Raw genomic sequence first — 12,285 nt, 5'->3', positions numbered from 1 at the left:
CATTCCTATATTTTTAGTTTGATTTGCTTTACCTGCTGATTGCGAACTACTTTTAAATTTACTTTTCCTTTTAGCTTTTTAGTTACTTGATTAAATTGAGCTACGTTAGTCGTTTTTACTCCGTTTACAGCTTGAATTAAATCGCCTTCTAAAAGACCTCCTTTTACCAAAGGACTTGTATTTAAAATAGCTGAAAGCACAACGCCGCCTTCTTCTTTACTCACTCCAAAAGCTGAAAATTCTTGACCTGATAAATTGCTAAACGTAGCGCCTTGCCATGTTATGCTTTTATCAACTTCACTTTCATTCTTCTCTTTAGATGATATTAAAGTTGGCATTTCTGGAATACGCGCAATAGCTTTTAAAGATGGCTTTTTAACACCAAACTGATCCATAGGAAAATTTTTGAAGCCTATTTTTAAAGCTGGCGAATTTTCTTTTACTCTAAAATCACCTTTTTCAGGATTAATAAACATAGGATCTCCAAACGTTGAATTTTGATCCCAACCTAAAGTATTGGAAATTTTCATCACTTGAGCTTTATCAGCTACGTAAAAATTACGATCTACACTGGTTTCATTTACATAAGGTTCTTTCATGCGTGCAGGTTTGTGGGCAGACATAAAGATATTGCTATACACTTGATCTTTGCTCCCGTTGTACCAAACATGCGGGTGAAAACCATTATTTACCGTAATATTATTCCATACATGGCGACGGAAGCCTTCACGTAATTTTAAACCATGATTCAGCATGACATTATTATAAATATCATAATTGCTAGAACCGTCATCTAAATCAATATCCCATCCATGGTCACAACGCCATCTGCTATTTCGGATAGTGGTGGTTTCTACAGCATCTAAATAAGGTAAATTAGGTTCTTCATCTATAAATTTTTGTGAAAGCTGACGGTCTTTATGCCAAAAACGATCTCGTCCCCAAGAATTGAACGATCCATGATCGTGGGTTTCTAAAACAGTATCAAAAACATCGCACCCTTCTATTAAATGACCTCCCCAAGTTCCTTCGCTAATATTAATTCCTGCACGGGCACAATCGTAAATAGAAACATCGCGTACGGTAATAAATTGCGCCATAGAAATTTGTACGCCTGCTGGCTGACGTTCTGTACGACCAATACCATGAATTAAACAATCTTTTACCACAGCTTTTGCAGGATAATTGTTTGTTTTAGGTCCTGGAGTACGATCTATTTTTGACAAGTCGTTGGTTTCGTGATATTCAAACAATGGATCTCTAACCGCATTTGGGTCGCCTACAAAACAAACTCCACTTGCTCCGGTATCATGAATATGACATCCTTTGATTAAAGTATTACGATTGTAATTGTTTACAAAAATGGCATTCCCTCCTACTTGATCGAACTCTGTAGCTAGAATTTTAATCGCTTCTGTGCCTGTTAAAAAGAAAGCGCCTCCGCGATAAATTGCCCAATCGGAACGTAAAAGAGGTTCTTTAGAATCCATAAAAGTTCTAGCTGCATGGCGAACTACAAAACCTTGTAAGGTGATGTTTTTTACAGGATTTTTTTCAGTGCCTTTAAATTCAATCAAATGTCTTAAACGTACCACCTCAACTTTTGCTTTGTTTAAATCTACACCAGATTTAGGTTTGTAATAAAGGGTATTTTTTTTAGCATTATGGTACCATTCTGCTTCGGCATCTAATTCTTCAAAAATATTTTCTACCATGCGGTATTCTTTATGCATCCCCATTTGACGGTTGTTTTGCCAACCACCTTCATATTTTAATTTGTCTCCTTCTTTTCCAGTGATGCGATAATGGTAACCTCCCCATCTGGCACGATGCATGGCATGAATATAACCACCTTCAGGGTTTTCCCATTGCGCTACACGCTCATTCGAAAATGCATCTGCTGCATAACCTTGGTAAGGTTCTGCTTTTTTAGCGGCATCGTAATTAGGGTAACGCGCCATTCTTTGGTTTTCACCATTAATAAACACCTGATCTATTTTTAAACCTTTAGGCGTTTTTGCCATAAAAATTCCATCGCGATAAAACTCCCATTTCAAATCCAACGCAGCACCACCACTTAAAATAGCACCTCCTTCATTTTGAGCACGGTAAACGATAGGATGTTTTTCTGAACCTGAATCTTCAGCAGTGAACACGATAGTTTCAGGAAGATAATACAAACCATCTGTAAAATTGATTGTGATGGTTTGCTTACCCGCATAGTTTTTTACCTTTTTTTGAGCTGCACTAAAAGTTGCCAAAGGATGTTCTTTATCCCCACTATTACTATCTGAACCATTAGGGCTCACGTAAATATCTTGAGCTTGAAGACTGCTTATCCAAGCAATTAATAAAAAACTATAAATACTTTTTAAATATGTACTCATTTTCAATTGATGTTTATACTATTTATTCACTATTCTTTAGGTCTATAAGTATCTAAAATGCTTTCCATTTCTTTCACTACTTCAGGAAATTGATTGTACACATTTGTAGTTTGATATTTATCATTTTCTAAATTATACAACTGGGCCACTTGAGCCGTTTCTTTTAGCTTTCCGTTTTCTATGTCGCTATTTTTTCCTCCTACAAAATTTACTGCTGGTGCTCCACCCCATGCGTGATGGTGTGGCTTTGACCCACCAAAACCACCACTTCCTTTTGCTGGAATGTACATCCACTTTCCTTTACGAAGCGATAAATGTGTAGACTTATGCGGTGCAAGAAGTAACTCATTTCGAATAGGTTCACTAGGATTATCGATAAATGCAGGTAATACATTTATACTATCTGAATTTTCTAAACTGTTCGGGTTTTGCCCTGTAACAGCCATAAATGTTGCCAACATATCTACATTACAAATTAATTGATTGGATACTGTTCCTGGTTTTATTTTCCCTGGCCATTTGGCTATAAATGGAATTCTGTGTCCGCCTTCCCAAACACCAAATTTAAATCCTAATAAATCGCCATTAATTTTATGTCCTGCTTTTACAGCGTTTCGACCTCCTAAATTTAACATGGCACCGTTATCGCTCGTTAAGATGATTAAAGTATTGTCTGCAACACCTTGTTTTTCTAAGGTAGACGTTACTTGACCTACCATCCAATCTAGTTCTTGAATAAAATCCCCATAAAGTTCGGCATCGCTTTTTCCTTGAAAATTAGTTCCTGGAGTAAAAGGATGATGAATATGCGTCGTTGCAAAATATAAAAAGAAAGGATTATTATTTTCTACTGAAGTTTTTTCTGTGATCCAATCCACAGCTTTACCAGCCAACACTTGGCCTACGGTATAATCATTGTACAGTTTATGTGCTTCAACAGCACCATTAAACATATTTTGTGTTCTTTGAGATGCTTCAGGCGGAATTGGTGTTATTGGAGTAACTTCTTCGTCTTTTCCTCTACCTACAAAAACCAACGGATCATTTGGATCACTTCCAACCACACTAGTATTTTCAACATATACATAAGGTGGTGCACTATTTACCAAGGGTACTCCGTAATAATAATCGAAACCTAAATCGTTTGGTCCTGGACTTAAAGGTTCTTGCCAATCATTTTTTCCTTTTTTAAATCCTAAATGCCATTTCCCTAAAGCTGCCGTAGCATAACCACTATTTCTAAATACATCTGCAATGGTCATTTGTTCCGTATCGATTAATAATTCCGATGGTACTGCAGCAGGCCCCCAAATGCCTTTTCCGTTATTACCACGAACAGGATATTGCCCTGTTAATAAAGCATAACGAGACGGTGTACAAACAGCAGAAGCCGAGTGTGCATCGGTAAACATTTTTCCTTCGTTGGCTAGTTTATCAATATTAGGTGTTTTTACTTTGGTAGCGCCGTAGCAACCTAAATCGCCATAACCTAAATCGTCTACCAAAATATAAACAACATTTGGTTTTTCTTGAGCTTGAATGTTTTTAATACTACTTATAAAAAACAAACAAACACTTATTGTTAGTGATATTCCTAATTTTATTTTCATGGTTTTCGATTTAAATTTTTTCTTGAATATTTTCAAACGGTGGCACACGTTGGTCTGTTCCTATAACATCTATATCTCCTAGTTCTTTTCTTATTTTATCTGCTTCGTTTAACAACTCTTTTAAAACCTCTGGATGTTTTTTAGAAATGTCTGTGAGTTCGCCCATATCCAAATCCAAATTAAATAATAACGGGCGACCTAAAGCAATCAATCCTCTACACCCAATATTTTTTAAGTTACTTCCGTTAAATGGCTTTTCGTTTTTGTTTTTAGACCAAAAAGGTTGATCATCTGAGGTTCTTGGTAAATGCAATTTCCATTTTCCTTTTCTAATGGCTTGTAAATTAATTCCATTATAATAATACACATATTTGTGTGGAGACTCGCCTTTTCCCGTTTTTAAAACTGAAGTAATATTTTTTCCATCAATAACTCTATGTTTTGGAAGCTTTGCTCCAGCCAAAGAAGCCAATGTTGGCAATAAATCCATAGATGATAAAAACGTATCATTTACTCCTGTTGCAAATTTTCCTTTCCATTTAATGATGGCCGGAATGCGGAAGCCACCTTCCATAGTCGTATATTTTCCTCCGTTTAAAGCTCCTGCAGAACCTCCAAAGTGACAAATAGCTGGACCGTTATCTGACAAGAAAATAACAATGGTATTTTTATCTAATTTTTTATCTGCAAGTGCTTGTATAAATCGACCAACATGGTAATCTAACTCCTGAACATAATCGCCGTACAAACTTCCTTTTGAAGTTCCTATAAATTCCTTGCTAGGTTTGATAGGTGAATGCACCGAATGATAAGCTAAATACAGAAAAAATGGATTTTCTTTATTTTCTTCCATATATTCGATAGCTTTATTGGTATAATCTCCTATTAAAGTTTCAAAAGCTACATTTTCTTTTACTACTTTATTGTCACTATAAACATCATCTAAATCTGGATGACTGGTATGCCAATTGGACTGTAATCCATAAAAATGCTGAAATCCGTGATCTATAGGTTGATGTCCTTTATTAAAGCCTAAATGCCATTTCCCAATAGCCAATGTTGCATACTTTTCTTTTAAAAGTATATCGCCAATGGTTATTTCGTCAGGATGTAAGCCATAATCTTTGTGTTTCTCTATTTTTCCTTGAGCCACAGGAAATCCGTTTCGCATCGGGTAACGACCTGTAAGCAATGCTGCTCGTGATGGGCTACAAACGGATGATGCTACCTGAAAATCGGTAAATCGCAAGCCTTCTTTAGCCAACTGATCAATATTAGGTGTGTTTACATCTTGCGCCCCATAACAACTTAAGTCTCCATAGCCTAAATCATCAGCAAACAAAATAATGATGTTTGGTTTTTCTTGTGTAAAAGCTTTAAATATTACACCGGACAAACACAATAATATGATGCTTAATTTTTTATAATTCATAATTATTAGTTTTTAGTTAAGAGGTATCAAATCATTAGGTGTGTGATAAGGCTCATTTCCAACGGGTCTTGCGTTTTCACCGCGTTTATTTATATATCCTATGTCTTTTTTTGCCCAATTTAAAAGTTTCAGTAATTCTGAAACTACTTGCGGGTTTTCGCTAGAAACATCGATAGTTTCGGCTATATCATCTTCCAAATTATAAAGCACTGGTTTGGTAAATTCAACCCTGTCTTTTGGAGCACTGTGTATTGGCCATTTTCTATGAACAATAGAATTGGTTTTAGGTTGATGCGGTAAATGCAACTTCCATTTTCCTTTTCTAACGGCACGTAAAATATGATGTTGGTAGTAAAAAAATGGTCTACCCAATTCCTTTGATTTCCCGTGGATAATCTCTGAAACATCGACACCATCAATCACTCTATCTTTTGGCACTTCTGCTCCAGCTATTTTTGCAATAGTTGGTAATAAATCGATAGTAGCCACCATATTTTCTGAAGTTTTTCCAGCAGGCACTTTTCCTGGTGCGCGTATAATTGCAGGCACTCTGAACCCGCCTTCCCAAGCCGATGTTTTTGCGCCTCTTAAAGGTTCGGCATGCCCTCCGTGATCTTTTTTAATCCACCATGGCCCGTTATCGCTAGTAAAAATAACGTAGGTATTATTATCTAAACCTAACACTTTCAATTTAGCCATGATTCGTCCTACATTATAATCGATTTCTTCAATAACATCGCCATACAAACCACCTTCAGATTTTCCTTTAAACGTATCAGAAACTGCTAATTTGGTGTGCGGCATGGTATGTGCTAGATATAGAAAAAACGAATCCTCTTTATTCCTTTCAATAAAACCTAAAGCTTCATCGGTATAACGCTTAGTTAACGTAGACATATCGGCATTCTTTTCTATCAACTTATTATTTCTAATTAAATGCACCCTGGCATCGTTACTTCCTGGAGTTAAGAAAGATTCATCGAAACCTTGATGCATAGGCAGTAAATCTGGATTAAATTTTTCTGGATTATGTCCTGCCAAATCCCACTTTCCAATCATTCCTGTTTTATAACCAACAGGTTTTAAAACTTCGGCAATGGTAACTTCACTTAATGCTAATTTAGGATGCGGATTATCGCCATTATCATTGCGCGCATTTCGCATTGGGTAACAACCTGTCATTAATGCTGCTCTTGAAGGACCACAAACGGTTTGAGCGTAAAAGTTCGTGAATTTCATACCTTCGGAAGCCATTTTATCGATGTTCGGGGTTTTTATATTGGGCGAACCAAAACAACCCAAATCTTGATACCCTTGGTCGTCGGTAAAAATGATGATGAAATTTGGCTTCTGGCTTTTATTTTTTTGACTAAAAGCACACGAACTCAACAAAATCAAGTATGCTATAAAAACAATTTTCTTCATCTTCTTAAAACTTTAAACAAGCTGGCATACTTATTTTTATCGCATGCTTTGTAAGCTCTAGTGTTCCGTTTTCCTTTACTTTGAATACAATAATATTTTCTCCGTACTGATTGGCAACCAACAAAAACTTACCATCGGGAGACAAACTAAAATTCCTTGGCTGATTGATACCGTTGGAAACATGTTCGATAGCTTTTAATTTACCCGATTCTAATATTTCGAATACCGAAATACAATGAAAACTGTCTTTATGCCCTCGATTAGAAGTATACAAATATTTGCCATTTGGCGACACATGAATATCGGCGGCAGAGCTTCGTCCTTTAACACCTTCAGGCAACAAATTTTGCTTATCTAAAACTTGAAATGTTCCATCGGAATTAGGTACCAAACTCCAAACTACGTTACTAAGTTCGCCAACCACAAACCACATGTTTTTAGTTGGGTGCATTGCCATATGCCTAGGACCATCACCTGGAGCCATTTTTAAAGCTACTTTACCTTGCGATACGTTTTTGTTTTCAATTGGATACGCCATTATTTCATCGGTACCCAAATCTGGCACGTAAATATATTTTTCGTCTTTTGAAAAATAAGTACTATGCGGATGCGGCTCCTGCTGTCTGCGGTGTACACTAGAACCTTCGTGTTTAAATGATGCTAAAGTTTCTAATTTATCACTACTATTTTTATAAACTGTAATACTACCCTTTCTGTAATTCGCAACCGAAACCAACGATTCATCTTTATTAAGTGTGACATGACAAGTGGTAGAGCCTTCGGTTGAAATTTCTTGATTCAACCCATAGCTTCCATCTTCGTTCTTTATATAAACACTAAGCTTACCTTCATCTATTTCACTTACAGCATAAAGTTTTTCTCTATCCTTAGTTAATGCCAAAAACGACGGTTGCTGAACCTTTGCCAGTAATTTTAAATTTGATATCTCTCCTGTTTCAACATTAAAATCAGCTTGATAAATACCTTCTCTCGATTCTTTGGTATAAGTTCCAATGGTTAAAGGAATAATTTTAGTTTTCACTGAAGTTTTGTTTAAATGAGTAACCGGCTTTTTTTTATTTGAACAATTAAAATGTAACAGAATCATTAAAATAACTAGTAGTGATGAACGTATGTTTAGCATGGTTTTAAATGTTTCTAGTCTAAATTCTTAATTTCATATCTAAACAAATGCGCTTCGCCTTTACTTTGGCGCATGCAAATTCCCCAACCAGGTACTTCGCTTGCTGTATTTCCATTTTCTAAATGTGGTCGGTATAAACCTGGAGCCATAGGAATATGTTCCAAATTTTCTTGAAGCGGATTAAAGTCTAAGCCATCTTCAGCCCAATGAATGGATTTACTTAAAGACGCAAGCGATGCAATACCTCCGTTTTGATTCCAAATTAACACTTCATGTCCTTTTTCTATTAAAGGATGATCGTATTTTTTAAAAGGTCCTTCAGGCGTGTCTGCCATAGCCACACCCATTTGCGTATGTCTTGCACCTACTTTTCCATGCTCAATACAGCGTCCTTTATAATACAACCAAATTTTTCCATCACGTACCAACATACTGGCATCGTCAACGCGATAACTATCAAAATCTGAAGACACTTCACTATGTGCAATCACTGGTTCTGAATGAACACGTTTAAATGGTCCCTCTGGACTATTAGAAACGGCAACTCCAATTCCGGTAAAATCGGTAGTGCTATTACCTTCAAACTTTCTTTCTGCATTTCCAGGTGTTGGTTGAACTCCGGTATAATACAGATAATATTTCCCTTTAAACACTAAAATATTTGGTGTAAATACCGAATGATTATCGAACGTTCCTTTTTCACCAACATTTAAAGCCATGCCTTGCTCTTGCCAAGTGTGACCTTCATCGGTTGAAGTTGCATACCAAATAGTGCCCCAATATCCAGATCTTATAGGCTTATCCATTCTGGTGTAATACACGTAATATGTATCGTTAACTTTAATAATATCACTTGGGTCTCTTCTGTTATATACTGAGTCTTTTCCAATTCCTGTAACCTCGGAATACTCAAAACTTATAGGTTCTTTTTGTTGCTCCTTATCTACAACTTCTTCTTGAGACATCGTGTCTGCCTTCGATTTTTTATTTCCACAAGCCGTAATAAAAATGAATAGTATTCCTGCTAATGGTAAATACAAATACGTTTTAAATTTAATTGTCATTGGTTTTATATTTTAATTTGAATGGTTTCTTCTGTTTTTATAAGTAAACTATTTAGTTTCTTGGTGCCAACTCCGTTTAAAGTGAAGCTTTCTAATCTCAATTCTCCTGAAAGCACCATTAGTTCTGCCAATTTGTTTTCTACCTTAATAGTACCATAGCTAAAGCCGTTACTCCAAAAATAAGTACCAGGTTTTGATGTAAATTTCATTGATTTTTCTACGGCAGAATATTGAAACTCTGTAACAGCTAAAATACCTGCCCAAGCCATCATGCTTCTGGCATAATGATGTCCCGCTTCGGCTTCGTTAAACGGACTTCTTTTTTTACCGTCATAACGATCTCGGATATTTTGAATGCACAACAAACCATCGTCTGTTAATCCTTCTTGAAGCATTCCAACGGCTGCTGTATATTCAAAACCTGTCATTACTTCGGTGAAATACGGAAATGGTTTTTCTGGTCGTTCTCCTGGGTAAGCCGCCATTAATAAGGCCGACTCGTCGCCGAGAGCATACGATCGATGAAAATTGGCATGTGAAGCCATATTTTCAACATAATTATACTTTAAAATAGATTCCAGCGATTTTTTAATATGTTCCTCTTTTGCTAAATACCCCAACCCAACGATATGGGAAAACACTTGCCCTACCAACTGATCGACCAAAACGCCTTTTCCTAATTGGTAATCTGGCGACGTATAATCGACACCTTTAGTAGGGCCTGTTGCTCCAATAAGTGCTTCAGCTACATTATTAACCGACATTGGTGGTTGAATATGCTGCTCGTAGTATTCGCCATTAAATAAATTGTCGTCCATCCATTTTGAACCCGATTTATAAAGATTCCTGCAGGTTTTAGCGAATTTATTTTCTCCCAAATAATCAGCCATTTCTGCTGTAGCTTTAAGTGCTCCCAAATACCAAAAACCCATTTGCGGATTTGGCCCAAAATATTCCACATCCATGGTGTTGTGTTGCGAGCCTTCCATGACACCATCTTTATTAGCATCCCATCCGCCATCAATCCAACAAAACTCAAGCGATTTTTTTACTTTTGGCCAATGCTTTTTAAGGAAATCATCGTCACCCGAAAGTTGCCAATCGCGGTAAAACTTCATAATACTTCCCATTTGTCCGTCGGCAGCGGCTTTCCCCCATTTTTGACCTTCTTCCAAAGGTAAATACACACGAAAACTCATTAAGCCTTCATCATCTGTGGCATAACCAAATTCTACATCGCGCATGGTTTTAGCTAGTTCACCAAATAAAAAAGGCGTTGTTTGCTCATAATTCCATACGTGTGTACACGAACCAAAACAAGACCCGTAAGTATCAAAAAGCCCTTCCCAACCTAATAGGTGGCCACTTTTTATTCTAAAGGCTAATTGCGTGCGTAAATGCGCTAAATTAAATAGTGCCGATTCTTTAATTTCCTTTGGAAAATCACTTTTTATTAAAGCGTTTACAAAGGTTTTCGTGTTATCTTCAAGCGTATTTAAACGCGGCAAGGTTTTTAAAATAACATCCCAAGAATCGGTATATTTTGTAGTGTAATAATTTCCAACCGTAGCTTTTATATGTTTTTGAAACCCTGGTTTATCCCAAGTTTGTCTGTTTGGAAAATGCCAACTAATTAAAAATTGAAAGTTTCTTTCTTCACCAGGCTTTAACGTGTTTTTTACCGCAATAGACCCCATTGGAGCATTAGCGGATTTATTTTCTCTTTTTTCTAGAATGCCATCGGCACTAAAATCGTCCCAAAAATCTAGTCGTTTTTTATCCCAACGGCTTTTCATTTCTTGCCATGCTGTTCGATAGCTTGTTTCGCCATTGTTTAAAGACACAAAACTCATTGTGCCCCATTGTTCGCTTTCTGGATCAACGCCTTCCGTTGTATAATGAATCCCTTTTACACCATTTAACTCACGAATATTATTTACATTTTTTATGGTTTTTCCGCGCGTACCGTCGAATCCTATAAAATTTTGAATACTTCCGGCAATAGATATAGTGACAGATTTATCGCTTGTATTTTTCACTTTGTAATTAACAATAGCCATTGGAATACTACTATCGTCGATATTTCCAGGAATTAGCGGATTAAAAGCACCAACAACCACCTCAACAGGAAGACTTTCGTCACTTAAAAACACTTGCCCAAATGGATAGGCCGTTTTAAAAATTGCCTTACTAAATCGAGGTAAACCATGCTGGTTAGAATATGCGCCCCAAGGCCCTTCGTAGCTCGATTCGTCTGGTGGCCCTTCCAATAATCGTGTTTGTTTTTTACCTTGCCCATCTTCAACATAAATTGCAAAAAATGGTCCTTTTTGTTTTACTGGTCCGCGATTTTCTAAAGTTGGATTAAATCCCTTAGCAGGACGATTCATAATTTCCCAATCTTCTAAACTACCGCGCCCTGTAAATGAAATCGTGCCCGTTCCTATACCGCCAATTGGCATTTTTATTTTTTGAATATGATCTTGGTCGTACGTTTTTAAAACCGGCCAATTTAATTGTTGACTTTGAGCGGTAACAGAGCCAATCGTTAATAAAAATAATATCTTTAGTTTGTTTAGTTTAGTCATGATTATTGTAGTTTTTGCGCCATTATTTTGGCCATTAGCGCAGCGCCTTCTTCTTCGGGATGAACACCATCTGGCACCAATTTTTCTTTATCAAGAAAAGGCTCATATAAATCTATTACGGATAAGTTATTTTCTGTTGCTAAAGATTTAATAATTGGAATAACTCCCTGGTTAACAACAGTCCCATCGATTTTAAATTTACTGTGTGCATAAACCGGAACAGGCAAACACAAGTATATTTTTGGAGATGATGAAATGGTTTGAAAGGTATCGATTAAACTTTGGTAGCTTTCTTTAAAATCTTGGGCGTTCCAGTTTTGAGGTTTAGAATCGTTTGTGCCTAATTTAATAGTAATAACATCTGGTTTTACGGCAAATACATTCGAAAATTCTTTACAATTCCAATATGGCAAATTACCATTAATTAAAGCCGTTGCCCCACTTCTACCTAAATTAACAACCGAATAATCATCACCTAATAAATCACTTAAAACCTTCGGGTATGCTGTTACACTTTGCTTTTTATGTCTTGCACCAGCAGTAATACTGTCGCCAACACAAGCTATAATTTTTGGTTTGGTAGTACAGGACCAAAACATTAAAAGTGTACCCATTAATAAAAATGCTTTCTTCAT

8 protein-coding genes are annotated in these 12,285 nt (G+C 36.5%); all 8 read right to left on the bottom strand.

Features of this window, described 5'->3' with window-relative positions:
* Nucleotides 1-5: 5 nt before the first annotated feature.
* A complete protein-coding gene (locus PW52_RS01915) occupies nucleotides 6-2,387 on the bottom strand; it encodes a PDZ domain-containing protein (RefSeq protein ID WP_044631210.1) in 2,382 nt (793 codons plus the stop codon).
* A gap of 29 nt (nucleotides 2,388-2,416) precedes the next feature.
* Nucleotides 2,417-3,997: a sulfatase family protein gene (locus tag PW52_RS01910; RefSeq protein ID WP_052823351.1), complete on the bottom strand. Its 1,581-nt coding sequence runs from the start codon at nucleotides 3,995-3,997 to the stop codon at nucleotides 2,417-2,419.
* Nucleotides 3,998-4,007: 10 nt separating this feature from the next.
* A complete protein-coding gene (locus PW52_RS01905) occupies nucleotides 4,008-5,429 on the bottom strand; it encodes a sulfatase family protein (protein ID WP_044631209.1) in 1,422 nt (473 codons plus the stop codon).
* 12 nt (nucleotides 5,430-5,441) lie between these two features.
* On the bottom strand, nucleotides 5,442-6,854 hold the full coding sequence (locus PW52_RS01900; protein ID WP_052823319.1) for a sulfatase family protein: 1,413 nt from the start codon (nucleotides 6,852-6,854) through the stop codon (nucleotides 5,442-5,444).
* Nucleotides 6,855-6,858: 4 nt separating this feature from the next.
* A complete protein-coding gene (locus PW52_RS01895) occupies nucleotides 6,859-7,896 on the bottom strand; it encodes a lactonase family protein (RefSeq protein WP_165586741.1) in 1,038 nt (345 codons plus the stop codon).
* Nucleotides 7,897-8,012: 116 nt separating this feature from the next.
* Complete coding sequence (locus tag PW52_RS01890; protein ID WP_082050799.1) at nucleotides 8,013-9,062, bottom strand: family 43 glycosylhydrolase; 1,050 nt, start codon at nucleotides 9,060-9,062, stop codon at nucleotides 8,013-8,015.
* 5 nt (nucleotides 9,063-9,067) lie between these two features.
* Nucleotides 9,068-11,650: a GH116 family glycosyl-hydrolase gene (locus tag PW52_RS01885; RefSeq protein ID WP_044631206.1), complete on the bottom strand. Its 2,583-nt coding sequence runs from the start codon at nucleotides 11,648-11,650 to the stop codon at nucleotides 9,068-9,070.
* Nucleotides 11,651-11,652: 2 nt separating this feature from the next.
* Complete coding sequence (locus tag PW52_RS01880; protein ID WP_052823318.1) at nucleotides 11,653-12,285, bottom strand: GDSL-type esterase/lipase family protein; 633 nt, start codon at nucleotides 12,283-12,285, stop codon at nucleotides 11,653-11,655.

This window comes from Neotamlana sedimentorum (genome assembly GCF_000943565.1).
GTDB classification, from domain to species: Bacteria; Bacteroidota; Bacteroidia; order Flavobacteriales; family Flavobacteriaceae; genus Neotamlana; species Neotamlana sedimentorum.
The sequence above is the reverse complement of the archived record's forward strand: the minus strand, read 5'-3'. Positions and strand labels throughout refer to the sequence as shown.

What these genes read in the sequence shown, in the direction of transcription:
- PW52_RS01915 (WP_044631210.1), bottom strand. Translation starts at nt 2,387, where the DNA reads ATGAGTACATATTTAAAAAGTATTTATAGTTTTTTATTAATTGCTTGG.
- PW52_RS01910 (WP_052823351.1), bottom strand. Translation starts at nt 3,997, where the DNA reads ATGAAAATAAAATTAGGAATATCACTAACAATAAGTGTTTGTTTGTTT.
- PW52_RS01905 (WP_044631209.1), bottom strand. Translation starts at nt 5,429, where the DNA reads ATGAATTATAAAAAATTAAGCATCATATTATTGTGTTTGTCCGGTGTA.
- PW52_RS01900 (WP_052823319.1), bottom strand. Translation starts at nt 6,854, where the DNA reads ATGAAGAAAATTGTTTTTATAGCATACTTGATTTTGTTGAGTTCGTGT.
- PW52_RS01890 (WP_082050799.1), bottom strand. Translation starts at nt 9,062, where the DNA reads ATGACAATTAAATTTAAAACGTATTTGTATTTACCATTAGCAGGAATA.
- PW52_RS01885 (WP_044631206.1), bottom strand. Translation starts at nt 11,650, where the DNA reads ATGACTAAACTAAACAAACTAAAGATATTATTTTTATTAACGATTGGC.
- PW52_RS01880 (WP_052823318.1), bottom strand. Translation starts at nt 12,285, where the DNA reads ATGAAGAAAGCATTTTTATTAATGGGTACACTTTTAATGTTTTGGTCC.